This window comes from Kribbella sp. NPDC002412 (assembly GCF_053592935.1).
Genome location: NZ_JBSFBL010000025.1, coordinates 25,026 through 43,347, shown reverse-complemented (window position 1 = coordinate 43,347; position 18,322 = coordinate 25,026). Strand labels below are relative to the sequence as shown.

Genomic DNA, 18,322 nt, shown 5'->3' with positions numbered 1-18,322 from the left:
CCCAGCAGTGTTTACATCGTTTAACCCGGATTTCTACAACGATTGACATCTGCTGTAAAGGGCTCGGCTCCCGCACACTGAGTGACATGCCGAGAATCCAGTCAGTCGTGATCCACTGCCGTGATCCGTACCTGCTCGCGCCGTTCTGGAGCCTGGCCACCGGCCTGCCCGTGCACCCGGACGACGTCAAGTCGCTGGCCTCGCACTCGCTGGAGGACGACGAGTCCGTCCTGCTCGGCGCGCGGGAGGGCTTCCACGTCTGGATCACGCCGGCCGAGGAGCTCAAGCCACCGGGCCGGATCCACCTCGACGTCACCGGCGAGGACGAGGACCTGCGGTCGCTGGTCAAGGCCGGCGCGGCGGTCGTCCGGGAGCTCCCGCACTGGACCGTGCTGTCCGATCCGGAAGGCAACGAGTTCTGTTTCGTCCCGGCCGTGGCACACTCGGGCTCGTCGACCACGTGAGCGGGCCGGGTGACACGCCGGGTGAGACGGAGGTACGGATGACGACCAGGCTGAGTGATGTGGCGGCCCGCGCCGGGGTGTCGGTGAAGACGGTGTCGAACGTCATCAACGACTACCCGCACATCACCTCGCAGACCCGGGCGAAGGTCGAGGCCGCGATCGCGGCGCTGGACTACAAGCCGAACGTGAGCGCCCGCTCGCTGCGCAAGGGCCGGTCGGACTTCATCGCGCTGGCGATCCCGGAGATGGCCTCGCCGTACTTCGCGGAGCTCGGCGCGGCGATCAGCCGGGCCGCGAAGAAGCGCGGGATCACCGTGCTGATCGACCAGACCGAGGGCGAGTCCGGAGCCGAGAAGCTGGTCCTGGACGGGATGCGCGGGCAGCTGATCGACGGCATCATCTTCTCCCCGATCACCACCGCCCCGGCCAAGATCGGTACGGCGGGAACCGCGAAACCCCTGGTCCTGCTGGGCGAACGGCCGGCCGGCGGCACCTTCGACCACGTCGCGGTCGATTCGGTCCAGGCATCCTTCGACGCGACCACGCACCTGGTCTCGATCGGCCGGCGCCGGATCGCGGCCATCGGCGTCGGCGGTGGCGCCGGCACCGGCGCCGTACGGCGGAAGGGCTATCGGAAGGCGTTGAAGGCCGCCGGGCTGCCGCACGACCCGGCGCTCGAGCTGGCCGGGACCGGCTACCACCGGCCGGACGGCGCCGCGTCGATGCGCGAGCTGCTGGCGCTGCCCGAGCCGCCGGATGCCGTGTTCTGCTTCAACGACCTGCTCGCGCTCGGAGCCCTGCGCACATTGGCCGACGCGGGGTTGAAGGTGCCGGACGACGTGGCCGTCGTCGGATTCGACGACATCGAGGACGGGCGCTACCACTCGCCGTCGCTGACCACGATCTCGCCGGACAAGGAGTGGCTGGCGGAGAACGCGGTCGGCCTGCTGCTGGAGCGCATCGCCGGCAACGCCGAGGCCGCTCGTCGCGACCTCAGCGTGCCGTACACGTTGGAGATCCGGGAGTCGACCGCCGGTTAGAAGACCGCCGCGCAGGCGACCAGGTTGGCCGTCACGCTTGCGCCGCGGGCGACGGTGATCGACCGCGACTCCAGCACCTGGCCGTCGGGACGCTCACAGGTGAGCATCCAGTTCTCCGTGCCGCCTTCCTGGACGACGATCGGCCGGGTCGACGGGTTGGTGTGCCAGGTGTAGGTGCCACCGGCCGACACGACCATCGTGGTCTCGAGGACGTCGGGCACCTGCGTCCCGTTCCAGGTCTTGGTGGTGAACGACTTCTTCAGCCGCAGTACGGCGCCCGCCGGGCCGCTCCCGGTGATCACCGAGTGCCGCGCCGGGTTGATCGTGCTCTCGGCCGCGAGCAGGAAGGCGGCCCGATTGCCCTTGCCCGCCGTACTCCCGGAACCGAAGTAGTAGTTCACCACGTTCGAGAACGCCGGGTGGAAGCTGTTCGCGCCGTGCTCGAAGGTGAACCCGAGCCCGCCGGTCGCGTAGTACGACCAGTCCTCGGTGACGCCGGTGGTGTCGTAGAGCTGGTAGCTGTACTGGCTGCGGTAGCCGTTCTGCGCGGCCATCTGGTCGCCGAGCGCCTTGTAGATCGTCTCGTCCGGCGTCTTCGGCGCACCGGCGTACCCGGGCTCGCGGAGCACCAGGTTCGAGTACGTGTGGTTGGTGATCAGCGTGGTCACCTGGTGCCTCGAGACGAGCGCCTGGATGTTGCGCGACTCCGGCTCGCTGAACGCGCTCGCCCCTCGGTAGGTCTCCGACGTCAGGCTGGTCGACGCACCGGGACCACCCCAGAAGCCGGAGTAGTTGCGATTCAGGTCGACGCCGCGGGACTGGTTCGTCGACTGCGCGCACTGACCGCTGGTCGGCAGCTGGCCGTTGACGATCCGGCAGTTCTTCCGCTTCATCTCGTACCCGAGGGTCCGGCTCAGGTTGAAGCCGTCCGGGTTCACCACCGGCACGACGATGACCCGGGCCTTGTCCAGGATGTTCGTGATCCGGCTGTCGACGCCGTCGTTCTTCAGCAGGTCGTAGGCGAACTCGATCGTCAGCTCACCCGACGGCCACTCCCGCGCGTGGTGCAGGCCGAGCATCAGGAACACCGGTTTTCCGTCGCTGACGTTGACGTTCCGGCTGATCTCGAGGCCGCGGATCGTCCGGTTCTCCAGCGAGTTCTCCTTCAGCGTGAACAGCTTCGCCTTGGTCGGGTACTGCTGCGCGAGGCTCGACAGATCGTTGGTGTAGTCGGCCAGCTGCCGGTACGACGTCCGGCCACTGGGCAACGTGGCCGCGACGTTCTTGGCCGCGACGGCGCGGGCGTACTCGGCATCCGCCTTCTCCCGTTCGCGATCCGCGCCGGCCAGGTCGTCCTCGAGCACCGACCAGCGAAACCCTGCGAGCTTCAGCAACCGCCGATCGCTGTTGCCATAGGCAATCACATCGGTGTAGCCGGGGCCGGACGACTCGGCCAGGTCGAGGTCGAGGGTCGCCAGCCGTTGCCGGTCGGCCTGGGTCGCGGTGCCGACCCGGAGCAACTGGATCAGTTCGCCGGCCTCGGCGGCGGCCACCTTCCGGTCCGGTGGCGCCGAGGCCTGCACTTGGTTGACGGCGCCGACGGCGAGGACGGCCGCCAGCGCCAAGGGGATGACGCGAGTCCATCGGTTGGGGCGGAACACGATGACCTCCAGTAGTTGAGTTGTCGCATGCGGTAACTGGAGGGTAGGGGTCGGCCTCGATCCGGGGAAGCGTTCGGCGGTTCTGCGAGGGACAACCTTCGGGATCAGCGGTCGGGGATCCCGGCCAGTTGCTTGGCCAGCCCGTTCTGCGTCTTGTTCAGCCTGCCGACAAACCCGAGTACGGCGTTGCGCAGCGGCCGGACCGGTCGCGGAACATTGGCCAGCCGGGTCAGCCGATGCGCCAGCCCGACGACACGGAGAGCCTCGGTGCGACTGGTCGCCGCGTAGGCGTCGAGCTCCGACTCGTCCCCCATGGCGAGGGCTGTGGACAGCGCCTCGGCCAGGGTGATCGCGTCGCGAAGGCCGAGGTTCATGCCCTGGCCGCCGGCCGGGCTGTGGGTGTGCGCGGCATCGCCGGCCAGCAGCACCCGTCCGGCGCGGTAGTTCTCCGCCACCCGCTCGTGGATCCGGAACCGCGACCCCCAGATCACCTCGGTCACCTTCGGCGCGGACCTCCGCGGACCGCGAGCAGTCAGGAGTTGCTGGGCGTAGGCGAGATCCGGGTGCTCCGGCGCCTTGTCGACCGACGCGACCAGCCGGAACGAGCCGTCCGGAAGCGGCGCGATCACCAGCAGACCCGCGGTCGCGAAGGACAGCGAGACCTCCTCGGCCGGCAGGCCGTCGGCCCGGACATCGACCAGGCTGAAGTTCAGTTGCAGGGTGTTGCCCGGCATCCGCAGTCCGGCCAGCTCGCGGATCGTGCTGTGCATGCCGTCGGCGGCAACGACGTACTGCGCCTGAATCACGTCGCCGGAGTCCAGCGTCACCTCGGCGCCGTCCGCGGACTGCGTCAGGCCGGTGGCGGCGTAGGGGCGGAGGACCGTCCCGCCGAGCTCTTCGAGGCGGTCGAGCAGGACCTGCTCGGTCTGCCACTGCGGGATCATCAGCGTGAACGGGTAGTCGGTGGGCAGGTCGCGGAAGCTCACCGGGACGAGCCGGCGGTCGCCGTCGCGGATCGCGAAGTCCTGCAACTCCAGGCCGAGCTCGACCAGGCGCTTGGTGACCCCGATCCGCTCGAGCATCTCCAGGGTCCGGGCGTGGATCACCGAGGCGCGCGAGGTGTTCGCGCCCTCGGCCTGCTTGTCGACCACCACCACGGAATGCCCGCGCAACCGCAGCCCGGCCGCCACGGCGAGCCCGACCGGGCCCGCCCCCACCACCACGACGTCTGCACTCTTCGGAGTCATCGTCACTCCTCCTCTGTCATTTATCAACGCTTGTTGACTTTTACTGTAGGAACCCTGCTGGTAAAAGTCAACAAGTGTTGGCATATGCTGTGGGTATGGCGGAGCGGAAGTCGGACCGGACCCGGGCGGCGATCCTCGCGGCGGCGCGGGAGCGGTTCGGCGCGGACGGGTACGAGCGGGCCACGATCCGGGCGATCGCGGCCGACGCGGCGATCGACCCGGCGATGGTGATGCGGTACTACGGCAACAAGGAGAAGCTGTTCGCCGCGGCAGCCGAGTTCGACCTGCGGTTGCCCGACCTCAGCGCCGTACCGCGGGACCAGCTGGGCGAGGCGATGATCCGGCACTTCCTGACCCGCTGGGAGGGCGACGACACGCTCCGCGCGTTGCTGCGGGCAGCGGTCACCAACGAGTCAGCGGCCGAGCGAATGCGGGAGCTGTTTGCCGCGCAGCTCGCGCCGACCCTGCGCGACCTCAAGGTCGACGAGCCCGCGGTCCGCGCCGGCCTGGTCGCCACCCAAACCCTCGGCCTCGCGTTGTGCCGCTACATCCTCGAGCTCGGCCCGGTCACCGCTCTCTCCCACGACCAAGTGGCCGCCTCGCTCGGCCCAACCCTGACTCGCTACCTCATTGCGCCGCTGGGCTGATCCAGGACTGAGTGGCGGGGAGGGCTTCCTCCAGGGGCGGGAGGTGCGGGTGCCACTTGAGTTCCCACTCGAGGGAGAGGGGGTAGTCGGTGCCGTCGAGGGTGGTGAGGAGGTCCTGGATCGGGAAGTCGCCGGCGCCGATGGCGACCGGGCGGTACTGCTGCCGGGAGTCCGACTCCTTGATCTGGACGAACTCCAGCCAGGGCTTCAGCAGCTCGAACGACTCCGCCGGGGTCTCGCCGTGGCTCCAGGTGTGGGCGCTGTCCCAGACCACCTTCGTGTTGTGGCCGGGGACGTCGGTGTCGAGCAGGGTCAGCAACGCGGCCATCTTGCGGCCGGCCGAGTGCGAGTCGTGGGTCTCCAGCAGGATCTGGCTGTCTCTCGGCGCGGACGTGACCCGGTCGAGGGCGCGGATCTCGCCGGCGCTCGGCGCGTCCGCCGTACCCTTGGCGGCGGTCGGATCAGGGTCGCCGGGGAAGACGCGGACGCCGCGGGCGCCCAGGTCGGCGGCGAGCTCGAGGTGCGCCTCGAGCGGCTGCTCCTCGACCGCGCAGAGCTTGACATAGCTGCTGACCGCGAGGATCTCCAGGCCGGCGTCCTCGATCCGGGTCCGCAGCTCACGCCGCTGCACCGGGCTCAGACCGGTGTTGGTGAACTCCTCGTCCGCGGCCCGCAGCTCCAGGCCGGAGATATCGTTGCCTTTGGCAAGTTCCAGGACATGGTCGAGGGACGCTCCGGGGCAGCCGAGCGTGGAGAAGGCGAAAGTCATGCCACCTATTCGATCAGACCCAGCGCCGGCGCGGGTGAGTGCGCGGGGTGGTGCTGGTCTGGTCGGTCTGCTCCTGGTGCTCCGGGGCCTGCGGCTGCTCGTACGAGTACGGCGACTGCTGCTGGTACTCCGGCTGCTGCTGCTCCGGCTGTGAGTAGTAGCTGCCGTTGTAGTCCGTCGAGCTGTACGACGACTCGGACGCGTAGCTCTGGCTGTAGCTGTCGTACGACGGCTGGACGTTGCTGTACTCCGACCCGCTGTACGACGTCGGGCTGTAGGAGTCGTACGACGTCGACTCGTAGCCGTTGCCGCTCGAGTAGTCGCTGCCGGACGTGGCCGAGTAGCCGTAGTCGGTGGACTCGTAGCTGTTGCTGGTCGAGTAGTCCGACTGCCCGTACGACGTGTAGTCCGAGCCGGACTCGTACGACGACTGGTAGCTCGCGGACTGGTCGTCGTACGAGCTGTAGTAACTGTCGTCCGAGGTCGGGGTGTACGGCTCCGGGCCGTACGACGGAACGGTCGGCAGCGGCTTGGACGGCGTCAGGTAGTCGTCCTGCTGGGGCGTGACGACCGGAGCCAGCTCGTAGTAGCCGGACGACGCCGACACCGGCGACGAACTGTGCGACGACGGACCGTAGACGTCGTGCTCGTGCGAGGGGGCGGGGGTCACCTCGTGCGAGGCGGCGGCGGGCTGGATCGCCGACGGGCTGTCCACCGCGACCCGAGCGGCCCGGCGGCCGGCGCGCGCAACAGGCGCGGGCTCAGGCTCGGGTGCGGGGATGGGGTCGGCCTCCACCGGGGAGGTCGACGTCAGGTAGTCGGAGGGGGACTCGTACGAGTAGCTCTCGGAGTAGCTGCCGGCCCAGGACGGCGCCTCGGGCTGCGGCTGGTACTCGGGCTGGGGCTGGTATTCCGGCTGGTACTCGGCCTGCGGCTGCGGCTGGTAGGAGTACGGCTCCGGCTCGACCACGGTCAGCGGCGGCGTCTCGTTCAGCCAGCTGCTGCTCGACGCCGTCGTCGACAGCGGGTCCTCGGTGTTGCTGAGGTAGTCGCTCCAGCTGGTCCGCTCGTAGCTGGTCTCCTCCTCAGGCTTCTTCTCTTCCTGCCACGCGGAGACGGCGTCGAACTGCTCGGTCGCGGGACCGGCGTCGTCCTTGTCGTCCTGCCAGCTCTGCACGACCGGCGCGAACGGACTCCACTTCGGCGCCTCCTCGACCGGCGCGTCACCACCGAAGGCCGCGGGCGCGGCGGGGGCGCCGCCGAACGGGTTGCCACCGCCGGGGAAGCCACCGGCTGCCGCACCGTCGCCCGGGAAACCGGCGGCCGGGGCAGGAGCGGGGGCGAACGGGCTGGCCGGCGGAGCCGGGGCCGGACCGCCGCCGGCCATCTGCAGCTCCGGCTGCCGCTCGAGCCGCAGCGCGGGCGCCGCGGCGAGGGCCGGGCCGTGGGCGATCGGCTCGTTGATCGCGGGCTGCTCGTCGGTGTCGTCGTTCGCGTACGTCGGTACGGCGGTCAGCTTCGGCTCGCGCTGGTCCCACCACGGGACCCACTCGCGGCTGGTCTGCATCGCGTTGATCTTGCGGATCACCATCGTCGCGGCGATGGCTGAGACGGCGGTCAGCACGAGCGACGCCGTACCGGCCAGGGCGATGCCGCGCAGCGACCCGACAGTCGCCTCCATCCACATCAGGAAGCGGCGCACCACGACGTCGAACGCGAGAGCGCCGATCCAGGTCACCCACCACACGGACGTGAGGGCGGGAGTCCTGAACCGGCGCAGGTCGTCGGTGTACACAGGGGTCTTCGGATCGCTGGCCAACCAGACGTCGTCGACGATCTGCTTGGGATACCAGAGATTGGGTCCGGGGCAGAACCAGCTGGCGAGCACCCAGCCATGGCTGCGGCGATGGTCCGCCTGGCAGAACACCTCGGAGTTGACCCGGGCCCGCCAGAGCCAGATGACGAAGACGACCGCGGCGGCGACCGAGATGATCACGTTGGGAACCGCGGTGACCTTGGCGATCGCGTCGGCGCGGTTCAGGTCCGCGTCGTCGACGTTCGGCATCCCGCCGAGGTAGCGGTTGACGACGGAGTACGTGTTCCAGTCCGACCAGGTGGAGAGCAGATGGGTGAGGGTCGACGCGCCCAGGAGTCCGATGGCGATCTTTCCGACCGTCCCGACCTGCTGGAACTCCTCAGCTGCGTGCGGCTGCCATTCTTCTTCATGGTTCTGGACAGCAGTCAGTACTGATGGCTGCGGGTGGCTCACGTTCGTCCCTCGCGTTGCTGGAACTCCGTCTGTTCGGCGTTTCGGCCAAATCCTGCCCCCGCATGACCGAGCAACATTGATACCACGAAGTAAGTACCCGTGTGGAGTCGGGTCCAGCACGGAGGGTGTCGACTTAACGTGTTCTTTTCGTCCGCCCATCACCACTTGTAACGACGAATGGGACGGTGCGTGACGGTTTGGTTTACCGTGCAGGTGGTTGGAAGCCGGGCTGCGACTCCCCGATCGCCCACCACGGCACCCAGGGGCGGTTGGTCTGCAGCTCGTCGATCCGCTGGATCAGGATCACCGCCAGCACGGCCGCGGCGGTGGTGAACAGCGCCGAGACGGTGGACAGCACGACGTTCGTCCGCAGCTCGTGCAGCTCGGTCGCACCGCCGATCACCCCGCGCTGGACGATGTTGCCGGTGACCAGGCCGGCCACCCAGGTGAGCCACCAGGCCCAGACCAGCCGGGTGCCCGGGATGCCGCGCAGGGTCGCGGTGTGCGGCGGTGTCCGCGGGTCGCTGGCGGCGACGATGTCGTCGACCACCTGCTTGGGGTACCAGAGGTTCACCACCGGGCAGATCCAGCTGCCGAGCACCCAGCCGCGGGTGAACCGGTGCTCGCCGCGGCAGAACATCTCCGCGTTCCACCGGACCCGCCACAGCCACACGACGAACACCGCCGCGGCCGCCAGCAGGGCGAGCGCTGCGAAGATCCCGAGCGAGCCGGAGATCAGGTCGGCCTCGGCCAGCTGGTCCGGGTCGTCGCCGTACTGCTTCACGGTCTGGTATGAGTACCAGTCGGACCATGCGGTCGCCCAGGTGGACACTGTGACGACCCCGATCAGGATCGATGCGGCCAGGCCCATCACCCGCTCGGAGCTGAACCAGCGGTCCAGCGGCGGCTGGGTCGACATGTGTCAGAAATAGCACAACACGGCGTGACCAGGCGAGAACAACAGGTGCGGGAGGACTTGGTGTCGGCCTCGGGTCGATGTCGCGAAACGGCCAGAAAGTGTCGGTGCCGGACGGCAGGATGAGGGTATGCGCTGGTCCGTCATCGACTCACCCATCGGCGACCTCTCGCTGGCCGTGGACGACGTCGGGTTGTGCCGGCTGAACTTCGGACGGGTCGACCGGCACCTGGAGCCGGACCCGCTGCTGACCGAGACCGCCGAGCAGCTGAAGGCGTACTTCGCCGGCGAGCTCAAGGAGTTCACCGTCCCGCTGTCGGTGCGCGGCGGCTCCGAGTTCGAGCGCGCCGTCTGGACCCAGCTGACCCGGATCCCGTACGGCGAGATGCAGACGTACGGCGAGGTCGCGAAGATCGTCGGGGACGCGGGCGCGGCCCGGGCCGTCGGCACCGCCTGCAACCGGAACCCGATCGCGGTCGTGGTGCCCTGCCACCGGGTCGTCGGCGCCGGCGGCAAGATGGTCGGCTTCGGCGGCGGCATCCCGCTGAAGCGGCACCTGCTCGAACTCGAGGCGCGGATCACCCTCGAGACGCTCTGGACCTGAGCCGCGTCCGGAAGCGAAAAGGTGTCTCCACCGGCACGCTGTGAAACCTGACGAAGATCTGACACCGGGCGACGCGTGCGAAGGCGTCCGGTGGGCCACGGGAGGGCTAGGGTCGCTAACAGCGATCACATCGTCACGTTTGAAGCGGACGCTTCAGTCGTGGCGTTTGGCCCGCGTACCTCCCTGCCCCCCGGAAGACGCATAAATGAACAAAGCTCGCTCGACCGCACACCTCCACCCCGACCTGAGCGCCCTGATGGACAAGAGCGCCGAGGACTGGTCCGCACCCGAGATCCAGAGTGCTGCCCGCTCTGCCCTGAAACTGCACGCGCCCGACCGCGAGCCGCTGACCTGGGTCAAGCGGTTCAAGATCCTGCCCTGGCTGCACCGCAACGACGCCGTCTGCCAGCACTGTGGCGGCACCTACCCGTGCATCACGCACCGGTACGCCACCCAACTGCTGTCGGCCGGCCGCTACACGATCGCCAAGCCGCAGCACGAGGACGACGACGAAATCACCGCGCAGAACCTGAACTGAGTCGATTCGGCCCCCGCCGCCCCGGTCTGGCGTCGTTCGCGCAAGGCGACGTCGCAGACAAACGAAGGCCGCGAACCCCTCTCGGGGGTCGCGGCCTTCGCCGTTGCGGTGGTCGGTCAGGCAGTCGCCGGTGACCCGGCGGCCGGAGGTTGCTGTCCGGTCAGGAGTCGGACGGCTTCGGGTTGGTCGTCTTCCGCGGAGTGGTCTTCTTCGCGGCGCCGTTCGCGGCCGCGTTCACCTCGGTGTCCGCGTCCTTCTCGGCCGTCTCGGTCTCCATCTTGGCCGATTCCGGCTCCGGCTTCGCGGTGTCGGTCTTGCCGTTCGACTCGGCCTTGGCTTCCGGCTTCGACTCGGTCCGGGTCTCGCTCGGGCGCGGCGTCGTACCGGCCGGGGCGGAGCTGTAGTCACGACCGCTGGTCGGGGTCGACTGCCAGGCCGGCTCCGGCGGGGTCAGCAGCTTCTTCACGGCCGCCGCGGCCAGGGCGCCGAAGCCCAGGAACAGCACGACCTTGCGGAGCTTGTGGCTCTTCTTCGGCACGTCGAGCTCACCCTTGAGCGCGGCCTTGGTGGCCCGGCCGCGGCGCGAGGTCTCCTCGACGACCGGCTCGGCGGCGGCCGCCAGCGACGCCAGCGCGGCGGTCACCTTCGGCAGCACGTCGTCGTTGAACCGCTCACGGGCCTTCTCGGCGGCGTGCTCGGTGGCCGGGCCGACCTTGGCCAGCGCGTCGTCGATCACCGGGCTCGCCTTCTCCACCGCGACGTTCGCGTAGTGCGCGCCGCGCTCGACGGCTTTCTCGGCGTACGGCGACACCTTCTCCCGTGCGGTGCCCACGGCCGGCCCGATCTTCTCCGACGCGGACTCGGCAAACGGCCGGACCCGATCCTTCGCGGTCTCGACCCGGCCCTTGGACTTCGACAAACCCACGGTTCCCTCCTCGGTGCCGCCCGCCTCGGTGGGCAGCCATCTGGCCCATCGGCGGTATGGACGCAACTGATACGACTCTGGACAAATCCGGCTTCGTCTGCATCGTACGACGTACCCAGCCGACAAACCCGCTCCCCAGCACCCAGCCAGGAGCTTGTAACGATCCATCCCGCTACACCCAGTGCCCACTCACCCCGACCGCAACCATCACGTGCCGGGGCCGGCGCTCCTCTTCTCCCCGCCCGGAGCGGAGCGGAGGGTGGGTGGTTTTCGGGCGGTCGGTGCGGGTCGGCTTGAGCGCTCATGACAGGATCGATGACGTAAGCCGTAACGAATAGGAGTGACTCCCGTGGCCGAAGAGCTGTACGCGACCCTGCAGACGACGAAGGGTGACGTCGTCATCAGGCTGTTCCCCGATCACGCGCCGAAGACGGTGAGCAACTTCGTCGGGCTGGCCGAGGGCACCAAGGAGTGGACGGACCCGCAGACCGGTCAGCCGAGCAACGCCAGGTTCTACGACGGCCTGACCTTCCACCGGGTGATCGACGGCTTCATGATCCAGGGCGGCTGCCCGCTCGGCACCGGCACCGGCAGCCCGGGCTACGCCTTCGACGACGAGATCCACCCGGAGCTCAAGTTCGACCGCCCGTACCTGCTGGCGATGGCGAACGCCGGCATCCAGTTCGGCAAGGGCACGAACGGGTCCCAGTTCTTCGTCACCGTGGTGCCGACTCCGCACCTGAACCGCAAGCACACGATCTTCGGCGAGGTCGTCGACGACGAGTCGAAGAAGGTCGTCGACGCGATCGCGACCGCGAAGACCGCGCCGGGCGACCGGCCGATCGAGCCGATCGTGATCAACAACGTCGTCATCGAGCGCCGCAACGCCTGATTCTTCTCTGCGGGCCGGGCCAGTGCCCGGCCCGCACTCTCTCTCGCTGGGGAAGGACCACCCGTCGTGACCGAGACCGTCTGCTACCGGCACCCGGATCGGCCCGCCGGGGTTCGCTGCCAGCGGTGTGACAAGCCGATCTGCCCGGAGTGCATGAAGAGCGCCGCGGTCGGCTTCCAGTGCCCGACCTGCTTCGCCGACGGCGTGAAGTCGGTGCCGCGGACCCGGACGTCGCTGGGCGGCATCCAGCGCGGCAATCCGCAGGTCGTCACGATCACGATCCTGGCGATCAACATCCTGGTGTTCATCGCGGTGCGCGCCGGCAGCGCCCGGATCGTCAACGACCTGGTGCTGGTCCCGGTGCTGGTGGAGTCCGAGCCGTGGCGGCTGCTCACGTCGGCCTTCACCCACCTGCAGATCTTCCACATCTTCGCGAACCTGTTCATGCTCTACCAGGTCGGTCCGCCGCTGGAGCAGATGCTCGGCCGGACCCGCTTCATCATCCTGTACCTGCTGTCCGCGCTCGGCGGCAGCGTCGCGGTCTGGATGCTCGCCGCTCCGGTCTCGGCGACCCTCGGCGCGTCCGGCGCCGTCCTCGGCCTGGTCGGCGCCCTGCTGGTGATCAGCCGCGCCCGCGGCATGGACGTCACCTGGATCCTCGGCTACGTCGCCGTCACCGCGGTCATCTCGGTCCTCCTCCCGAACATCTCCTGGCAGGGCCACCTCGGCGGTTTCGTCGTCGGCGCGGCCGTCGCGTGGCTCTTCCTCCAGGACACCAAGCGCCGCCGCAACAGCAAAGCCCGCACCTAGGCCGCGTGCACCGTTCGGTTCGGGGCGAACTCTTCGTCGTGGGCGGGCCGTCCGTCCAGGTGCCAGCTCCAGCTGACCGTCGGCTTGATCCGTAGGTAGACGCCCGTGCCGAACTGGCCTGCCCGCTCGACCACGTCGGCGGTGCCGTAGACGCGCAGGAAGCGCGGCGACCACGGGTTCGTGGTGACGAGGTCGTCGATGACCAGGGCGACCTGGGCCTGGCCGGTTTGGACGTTGCGGACCTTGCGGGTGTTCGCCGGGTCGACCCCGCCGACGTAGAAGTGGGCGCCGTCGTACTCGAACCCGACCGGTACGACGTCCGGCTGCCCGTCCGGGCCGACCGTGGCCAGCCGGGCCAGAGGCTGGGACTTCAGGTAGCTGAGCTCTTCGTCGGTGAATGCCATGTACGCTAAAGTACAACGGTCGTTGTAATTTCACCAGGAGGTCCGGTGCCACGAGCGGGGAAGCGGCAGGACGTTCTTGCCGGCGCGTTGTCCGTGTTCGCGCGGGACGGTTACGCGCGGGCGAGTATCGACGTCATCGCGGCCGAGGCCGGCGTCTCGTCTCGGACGCTCTACAACCACTTCGGCGACAAGGCCGCCCTGTTCCGCGCGGTGATCCAGGAGAGCGCCACGAAGGTCGCCGCCGCTCAACTGGCGATCATCGAGAAGCACCTGACCGAGATCACCGACCTCGAGGCCGACCTGGTCGCGTTCGGCAGCGCCTGGCGGACGCCGATGCCGGACTACGCCGAGCACTCCGCGCTGGTCCGCCAGGTGAACGCCGAGGCCGGTCACATCCCACAGGAAGCGATCGACGCCTGGCAGGAAGCCGGGCCGATCGCCGTACGGCGTGCACTCGCCGACCGACTGGCCGCGTTCGCCGCCGACGGCCTGCTGCAGATCGACGACCCGATGCGCGCGGCCCTGCACTTCTCGCTGCTCATCTCCGGCGCCAACCCGTCCTACCGAGGAGGAACCATGACCCCCGAAGAGATCACCGAGGCCGTCAGCACCGGCGTCCACGCCTTCCTGCACGGGTACGCGGGCTGATGCGCTACCGGCTGTTCGGGCCCACCGGCCTGCGCGTGTCCGAGCTCTTCCTCGGCGCGATGCGCTTCCACTCCGTCGACCAGGCCAGGCCGATCATCGACCGGTACGCCGACGCCGGCGGGAACATGATCGACACCGCCGACGCGTACGGCGCGAGCGAGGACATTGTCGGCGAGATCCTGGCCGGTCGCCGTGACCGCTTCGTGCTCGCGTCGAAGTACACGCTGTCCCGGGACCGGACCGACATCAATGCCACCGGCAACCACCGGAAGAACCTCCGGCTCGCGCTCGAGTCCAGCCTTCGCCGGCTGCGGACCGACTACCTCGACGTCTACTGGGTGCACTACTGGGAGCGGCACACCCCGATCGAGGAGACGCTGCGCGCGCTCGACGACGCGGTCCGGGCCGGCAAGATCCTGTACGCCGGGATCTCCGACGCACCCGCCTGGCTCGTTGCTCGTGGCAACACGCTGGCCGAGTGGCGGGACTGGTCCGGATTCGCCGGCCTGCAGGTGCCGTACAGCCTGCTCCAGCGCGACATCGAGCGCGAACTGCTGCCGATGGCCGAGGCGTTCGGCATGACCGTGGCCGCCTGGGCGCCCCTGGCCCACGGCAAGCTGGCCAAACCCGCCGGCCCGGATGCCGACGACCGCGAGCGCGCTGTGCTGGCCGCCGTACAAGGGGTCGCGAAGGAGCTGGACGTCACGCCGTCGCAGGTGGCGCTCGCGTGGACCCGGGTGCACTCGCGCGCCGTCCACCCGCTGGCCGGGGCCAGCTCGGTGGCGCAACTGGCGGACAACCTGGCCGCCATCGACCTCGACCTGCCCGCGGACGCCGTACGACGGCTGGAGACCGCGACCGGGTTCGAGCTCGGGTTCCCGCACAGCTTCATCACCCCGGACCTGCTGGACCCCGAGCACATCGACGCCCGTTGAATCTTAAATGGCCTAGGCCACAATTTCGGATCGTTTCGGTGAAGGGCCATGACCAGCGCGCCCGCCGCTCGTCGTACCGAGTGACGTCCCGACGGGGGACCAACTTGGTAAGGACATCCAGATGAGTCCACGTGCAGTAGACAAGCGCGCACGGCCAGGCAACGAACGCCACCACTACTCGTCAGCGCAGCAGCAGGCAGCTGTCGCCGAACTCGTGCCAGAGATACCTCTGGTCCAGGGCCGCGTCGTAGGCGCGTTGAACGGTGTCACCGCCTACGACCGACTCCAGCAGGAGCAGGTGCGAGGCTTCGGGCGCGTGCATGCCGGTGATGAGGCCGTCGACGACGCGGACCGGGTGGTCCGGGCCGAGGACAAGGTCGGTCCAGCCGTGGGAGGCGCTGACTGAGCCGTCGGCCGCGACAGCTGACTCGACTGCTCGCACTGCGGTGGTCCCTACTGCGATCACCCGGCCGCCGTTGGCCTTAACCCAGTTCACCAACCGAGCCGTGTGCGCCGGCACGTCGTACCGCTCGGGCAACGGTGGTTCGTGGCTCTCCAGCGAGGACACACCGCAGTGCAGCAGGATCGGCGCGATCAGGACACCCTGCGACGCGAGGTGACTGACCAGCTCGAAGCTGAACGGCCGCGCCGCGCTGGGCATCTCCGCGCTACCCGGCTCGCGTGCGAAGACGGTCTGATACGACGCGAGCGGCCAACGCCGGCCGACGTACTTGTAGGTGATCGGCCGGCCGTGCCGCGGCAGGTAGCCCAGCACGTCGGGCACTGGCGGCTTGGCGCGCCACAGCCGGGTGGAGTCCGGCTGGTACGGCGACAGCAACGTCAGCACGCCCTCCGGCAGCTCCACCTGGTCGCCGGACGAGCCGCCGAACATCGGTGCGCCGCCGTTGCGCAGTTCGACGACCCAGGTGCCGTCGTCGAGCGCAGTGGAGAAGTGCACCACGACAGGCGCCACACCCGAGCCGGTGATCCATGAACCGTCGACCGCTGCAGGCAGTGTGCCGGACGTGTTCACCAGCAGCAGGTCACCAGGTCTCAGGTGCTCCCCGAGCCGGTCGAACCGGGTGTGCGTGACGGTCGACCCCTCCGCGACCAGCAGCTTCACCTGGTCCCGGGACAGACCTCTCGCCTCGGGTGGTTCGGTGGCGTTCAGCGAGTCGGGCAGGACGAACCTCGTATGGGGGTGCACCCTCACGACGTCACCGCCGGCGCGAACTCGGCCGCCCGGTACCGGCCGCTCTTGGGACGGCTGTCGATCAACTGCAGGAACTCCGGTACGACGGTCGCCGGCTCGGGCCGGTCCGAGATGTCCTCACCGGGGAACGCCGCCTGGTGCATCGCCGTACGGAGGTCGCCGGGATCGACGGCGTAGACGGCCAGCACCGGGTGCTCGGCGGCCAGTACTGCGGTGGCGTGGTCGAGGGCGGCCTTGGCGGAGCCGTAGCCGCCCCAGCCTTCGTACGCCTCGACTGCCGCGTCGGAGCTGATGTTGAGCAGCACACCTGATGCCGCGGTGAGTCCAGGCAGCAATGCCTGGGCAAGTGCGATCGGTGCGACCACGTCGACCTCGTACACGCGTCGCAGTTCGTTCAGGTCGGCCTGACCCAGCGGCTGCAGCGGACTCGGGCCGAGGTAGCTCGCGTTGTTGACCAGCAGGTCGAGCCGGCCGCCGAGCTCGATCACGGCGTCGACCAGGTCGGCCCGGTGCTCGGGATCGGTGACGTCGCCGGCCAGCGGTACGACGTCGGTGCGGCCGGCCAGTGCGTCGGCGGCGTCCTTGAGGGCGTCTGCGCCGCGGGCGTCGATCACCAGCGCCCACCCGCGGTCGGCCAGCCCGTGCGCGAGCGCCAGCCCGAGACCGGCGGACGCGCCGGTGATGAGAGCGACAGGACGGTTGGATGCTTCAGGAGTCATGCCACCAACCGTCATACTTCAAGTCAACTTGAGGTCAAGAGAATCCCGGGATTCATCACGTTGTCCGGGTCGAGCACCCGCTTGACCGCCTGCAATGCCTCGACTGCCAGGGGACCGATCTCCGCTGCGTACGCGTCCCGGTGGTCGGTGCCGACGCCGTGGTGATGACTGATCGTGCCGCCGGCCGCAGCGATCGCCTGACTGGCGGCGGCTTTCGCCGTACGCCATTGCGCGACCGGGTCGTCCGTCTGCGCCGAGATGACTGTGAAGTACAGCGACGCACCGGTCTCATAGACATGCGACACATGGCAAAGCACGAGCGGCGGCGTGCCCTGCTCGGTCAGCGACGTCACCAGCGCCTCGGTCACTGCAGCCTTCAGCCCGGGCAGCTTCGACCAGAACGCCGCCGTCTCGAGCGTCTCCACCAGCGCGCCCTCGTCCAGCAACGGATCCCGCAGGTACGGCGCCCGGTACCGCCCCACGCGCCAGGTCTCACCCGGACCCTCACCCAGGTTCTGCCCACCGGCCGCGGTCAGCGCCTCAGCTGTCGCCGCGTTGTACGGCCCGTCGAAGCCGACGATCGCGAGTACGCCGCCCGACCCGCCACCCAGCACGTCGGGATCGGCCAGGTTCACCGCTGTCTCGGCCTCGTCGGACAGCCGCAGCACGGTCGGCAACGGTCCCTCCTGCGCCAGCCGCCGGATCGCGGCCAGCCCGGCCTCGAAGTTCTCGAACCGCCAGCCCTCGAAGTGCCGCTCGGCCGGCCGCGGCCGGATCCGTACGACGACCGACGTGATGATCCCGAACGCGCCTTCCGACCCGAGCACCAACTGCCGCAGGTCCGGCCCGGCCGCGGACATCGGCGCCCGACCGAGCTCCACGGTCCCGCGCGGAGTGGCGAGCGTCAGCCCGACCACCATCTGGTCGAATCGCCCGTAGCCTGCCGACGACTGCCCGCTCGACCGCGCGGCCGCGTACCCACCGATCGACGCGCCCTCGTAGGACTGTGGAAAGTGCCCGAGCGTGTACCCGCGCTCGGCCAGCAACGCCTCGGCAGCCGGACCGCGGACGCCGGCCTGCAACGTCGCCGTCCGGGAGATCTCGTCGATCGCCACGAGCTGGTCGAGCCGGCGCAGGTCGACCGTGATGAAGCTCCGATCAGCGGCCAGCCCACCGACGACCGACGTACCGCCCGAGTAGGGGACGACAGCCAGGTCCTCCTCGGAGCAGGCGGCGAGCAGAGCCTGCACCTCGTCGTGCGACCCCGGGTAGACGACGGCGTCGGGCATGTCGGTGGTGTCGCCTGCGCGATGCCTGAGCAGGTCCGGGGTGGAGTAGCCGCGGGTGTGCGCCCAGCGCGAGTCCAGGTCGGTCGTGACGTGATCTGGGCCGACGATCGTGGCCAGGAAGTCCAGCTGCGCCGTCGTCAGGCCGGGCCGGTACTCCGGATCCACGGGCGCCGCGGCGGGTCGCCGTACGCCGAGATGTTTCAGCGCCTCGACGGCCGCGGCCGGAAGCTCGACGGCGTGGTCGGGGTCGCCCCAGCGGCCCGGCGTGAGATGCACCACCGGCAGGTCCGACTCGGTCATTCTGGTCTCCCGATCGCTGGGCCGGCGGGGTA

General features: G+C 69.3%; 19 protein-coding genes. 9 read left to right on the top strand and 10 right to left on the bottom strand.

The window, feature by feature from the left end; translation table 11 throughout:
- Positions 1–86: 86 nt before the first annotated feature.
- Entirely contained in the window at positions 87–464 is a 378-nt protein-coding gene (locus ACWCOV_RS21005) for a VOC family protein (RefSeq protein WP_449830962.1), read from the top strand.
- A 38-nt stretch (positions 465–502) separates the two neighbouring features.
- Positions 503–1,504 carry a LacI family DNA-binding transcriptional regulator gene (locus ACWCOV_RS21000; RefSeq protein ID WP_396388334.1) on the top strand — a complete coding sequence of 334 codons (1,002 nt, stop codon included), beginning with the start codon at positions 503–505 and terminating at the stop codon, positions 1,502–1,504.
- Here ACWCOV_RS21000 and ACWCOV_RS20995 read toward each other — a convergent pair.
- Both ACWCOV_RS20995 and ACWCOV_RS20990 read right to left on the bottom strand, forming a co-directional pair.
- On the bottom strand, positions 1,501–3,165 hold the full coding sequence (locus ACWCOV_RS20995; RefSeq protein ID WP_449830961.1) for a M14 family metallopeptidase: 1,665 nt from the start codon (positions 3,163–3,165) through the stop codon (positions 1,501–1,503). The two genes, ACWCOV_RS21000 and ACWCOV_RS20995, sit on opposite strands and share 4 nt — an antisense overlap.
- 104 nt (positions 3,166–3,269) lie before the next feature.
- Entirely contained in the window at positions 3,270–4,412 is a 1,143-nt protein-coding gene (locus tag ACWCOV_RS20990) for an FAD-dependent oxidoreductase (protein ID WP_449830960.1), read from the bottom strand.
- Between the two features lie 95 nt (positions 4,413–4,507).
- Between ACWCOV_RS20990 and ACWCOV_RS20985 the strand changes: the two genes are divergently transcribed.
- Positions 4,508–5,059 (top strand): TetR/AcrR family transcriptional regulator, encoded by a 552-nt coding sequence (locus ACWCOV_RS20985; RefSeq protein ID WP_449830959.1) that lies wholly within the window; start codon positions 4,508–4,510, stop codon positions 5,057–5,059.
- On the opposite strand, the gene ACWCOV_RS20980 is transcribed toward ACWCOV_RS20985, so the two are convergent.
- The 3 genes from ACWCOV_RS20980 to ACWCOV_RS20970 all read right to left on the bottom strand — a co-directional run bounded on the left by ACWCOV_RS20980 (position 5,040) and on the right by ACWCOV_RS20970 (position 9,016).
- A complete protein-coding gene (locus tag ACWCOV_RS20980) occupies positions 5,040–5,828 on the bottom strand; it encodes a sugar phosphate isomerase/epimerase family protein (RefSeq protein ID WP_449830958.1) in 789 nt (262 codons plus the stop codon). The two genes, ACWCOV_RS20985 and ACWCOV_RS20980, sit on opposite strands and share 20 nt — an antisense overlap.
- A gap of 13 nt (positions 5,829–5,841) precedes the next feature.
- A complete protein-coding gene (locus tag ACWCOV_RS20975; RefSeq protein ID WP_449830957.1) occupies positions 5,842–8,097 on the bottom strand; it encodes a DUF4328 domain-containing protein in 2,256 nt (751 codons plus the stop codon).
- Positions 8,098–8,299: 202 nt separating this feature from the next.
- Positions 8,300–9,016, bottom strand: coding sequence for a DUF4328 domain-containing protein (locus ACWCOV_RS20970; RefSeq protein WP_449830956.1), 717 nt, complete (start codon positions 9,014–9,016; stop codon positions 8,300–8,302).
- Between the two features lie 127 nt (positions 9,017–9,143).
- Here ACWCOV_RS20970 and ACWCOV_RS20965 point away from each other — a divergent pair, with 127 nt between their 5' ends.
- Both ACWCOV_RS20965 and ACWCOV_RS20960 read left to right on the top strand, forming a co-directional pair.
- Positions 9,144–9,617: a methylated-DNA--[protein]-cysteine S-methyltransferase gene (locus ACWCOV_RS20965; RefSeq protein ID WP_449830955.1), complete on the top strand. Its 474-nt coding sequence runs from the start codon at positions 9,144–9,146 to the stop codon at positions 9,615–9,617.
- A gap of 205 nt (positions 9,618–9,822) precedes the next feature.
- The gene (locus ACWCOV_RS20960; protein ID WP_449830954.1) at positions 9,823–10,155 is read left to right on the top strand and encodes a hypothetical protein; all 333 of its coding nucleotides are present in this window, start codon (positions 9,823–9,825) and stop codon (positions 10,153–10,155) included.
- A 160-nt stretch (positions 10,156–10,315) separates the two neighbouring features.
- On the opposite strand, the gene ACWCOV_RS20955 is transcribed toward ACWCOV_RS20960, so the two are convergent.
- On the bottom strand, positions 10,316–11,080 hold the full coding sequence (locus tag ACWCOV_RS20955) for a hypothetical protein (RefSeq protein WP_449830953.1): 765 nt from the start codon (positions 11,078–11,080) through the stop codon (positions 10,316–10,318).
- Between the two features lie 349 nt (positions 11,081–11,429).
- Here ACWCOV_RS20955 and ACWCOV_RS20950 point away from each other — a divergent pair, with 349 nt between their 5' ends.
- Positions 11,430–11,972 (top strand): peptidylprolyl isomerase, encoded by a 543-nt coding sequence (locus tag ACWCOV_RS20950; RefSeq protein WP_449830952.1) that lies wholly within the window; start codon positions 11,430–11,432, stop codon positions 11,970–11,972.
- Between the two features lie 66 nt (positions 11,973–12,038).
- Positions 12,039–12,782, top strand: a complete 744-nt coding sequence (locus ACWCOV_RS20945; protein WP_449830951.1) for a rhomboid family intramembrane serine protease — start codon at positions 12,039–12,041, stop codon at positions 12,780–12,782.
- Here ACWCOV_RS20945 and ACWCOV_RS20940 read toward each other — a convergent pair.
- Entirely contained in the window at positions 12,779–13,186 is a 408-nt protein-coding gene (locus ACWCOV_RS20940; protein ID WP_449830950.1) for a PPOX class F420-dependent oxidoreductase, read from the bottom strand. The two genes, ACWCOV_RS20945 and ACWCOV_RS20940, sit on opposite strands and share 4 nt — an antisense overlap.
- A 45-nt stretch (positions 13,187–13,231) precedes the next feature.
- Here ACWCOV_RS20940 and ACWCOV_RS20935 point away from each other — a divergent pair, with 45 nt between their 5' ends.
- The gene (locus ACWCOV_RS20935; RefSeq protein WP_449830949.1) at positions 13,232–13,834 is read left to right on the top strand and encodes a TetR/AcrR family transcriptional regulator; all 603 of its coding nucleotides are present in this window, start codon (positions 13,232–13,234) and stop codon (positions 13,832–13,834) included.
- Positions 13,834–14,769: an aldo/keto reductase gene (locus ACWCOV_RS20930; RefSeq protein WP_449830948.1), complete on the top strand. Its 936-nt coding sequence runs from the start codon at positions 13,834–13,836 to the stop codon at positions 14,767–14,769. Before ACWCOV_RS20935 ends, ACWCOV_RS20930 begins: the two co-directional genes overlap by 1 nt.
- 181 nt (positions 14,770–14,950) lie before the next feature.
- Here ACWCOV_RS20930 and ACWCOV_RS20925 read toward each other — a convergent pair whose 3' ends face one another.
- The 3 genes from ACWCOV_RS20925 to ACWCOV_RS20915 are packed head-to-tail and all read right to left on the bottom strand — an operon-like array spanning position 14,951 to position 18,290.
- Positions 14,951–15,982, bottom strand: coding sequence for an S-adenosylmethionine:tRNA ribosyltransferase-isomerase (locus tag ACWCOV_RS20925; RefSeq protein ID WP_449830947.1), 1,032 nt, complete (start codon positions 15,980–15,982; stop codon positions 14,951–14,953).
- Positions 15,979–16,701 (bottom strand): SDR family NAD(P)-dependent oxidoreductase, encoded by a 723-nt coding sequence (locus ACWCOV_RS20920; RefSeq protein WP_449830946.1) that lies wholly within the window; start codon positions 16,699–16,701, stop codon positions 15,979–15,981. The genes ACWCOV_RS20925 and ACWCOV_RS20920 overlap by 4 nt, the downstream gene beginning before the upstream one ends.
- A 23-nt stretch (positions 16,702–16,724) precedes the next feature.
- On the bottom strand, positions 16,725–18,290 hold the full coding sequence (locus ACWCOV_RS20915) for an FAD-binding oxidoreductase (protein WP_449830945.1): 1,566 nt from the start codon (positions 18,288–18,290) through the stop codon (positions 16,725–16,727).
- Between the last annotated feature and the right edge of the window lie 32 nt (positions 18,291–18,322).

Excerpts from the sequence above, each read along its gene's own strand:
- ACWCOV_RS21005 (WP_449830962.1), top strand. The coding sequence starts at position 87 with ATGCCGAGAATCCAGTCAGTCGTGATCCACTGCCGTGATCCGTACCTG.
- ACWCOV_RS21000 (WP_396388334.1), top strand. The coding sequence starts at position 503 with ATGACGACCAGGCTGAGTGATGTGGCGGCCCGCGCCGGGGTGTCGGTG.
- ACWCOV_RS20990 (WP_449830960.1), bottom strand. The coding sequence starts at position 4,412 with ATGACTCCGAAGAGTGCAGACGTCGTGGTGGTGGGGGCGGGCCCGGTC.
- ACWCOV_RS20985 (WP_449830959.1), top strand. The coding sequence starts at position 4,508 with ATGGCGGAGCGGAAGTCGGACCGGACCCGGGCGGCGATCCTCGCGGCG.
- ACWCOV_RS20980 (WP_449830958.1), bottom strand. The coding sequence starts at position 5,828 with ATGACTTTCGCCTTCTCCACGCTCGGCTGCCCCGGAGCGTCCCTCGAC.
- ACWCOV_RS20970 (WP_449830956.1), bottom strand. The coding sequence starts at position 9,016 with ATGTCGACCCAGCCGCCGCTGGACCGCTGGTTCAGCTCCGAGCGGGTG.
- ACWCOV_RS20965 (WP_449830955.1), top strand. The coding sequence starts at position 9,144 with ATGCGCTGGTCCGTCATCGACTCACCCATCGGCGACCTCTCGCTGGCC.
- ACWCOV_RS20960 (WP_449830954.1), top strand. The coding sequence starts at position 9,823 with ATGAACAAAGCTCGCTCGACCGCACACCTCCACCCCGACCTGAGCGCC.
- ACWCOV_RS20940 (WP_449830950.1), bottom strand. The coding sequence starts at position 13,186 with ATGGCATTCACCGACGAAGAGCTCAGCTACCTGAAGTCCCAGCCTCTG.
- ACWCOV_RS20930 (WP_449830948.1), top strand. The coding sequence starts at position 13,834 with ATGCGCTACCGGCTGTTCGGGCCCACCGGCCTGCGCGTGTCCGAGCTC.
- ACWCOV_RS20920 (WP_449830946.1), bottom strand. The coding sequence starts at position 16,701 with ATGACTCCTGAAGCATCCAACCGTCCTGTCGCTCTCATCACCGGCGCG.
- ACWCOV_RS20915 (WP_449830945.1), bottom strand. The coding sequence starts at position 18,290 with ATGACCGAGTCGGACCTGCCGGTGGTGCATCTCACGCCGGGCCGCTGG.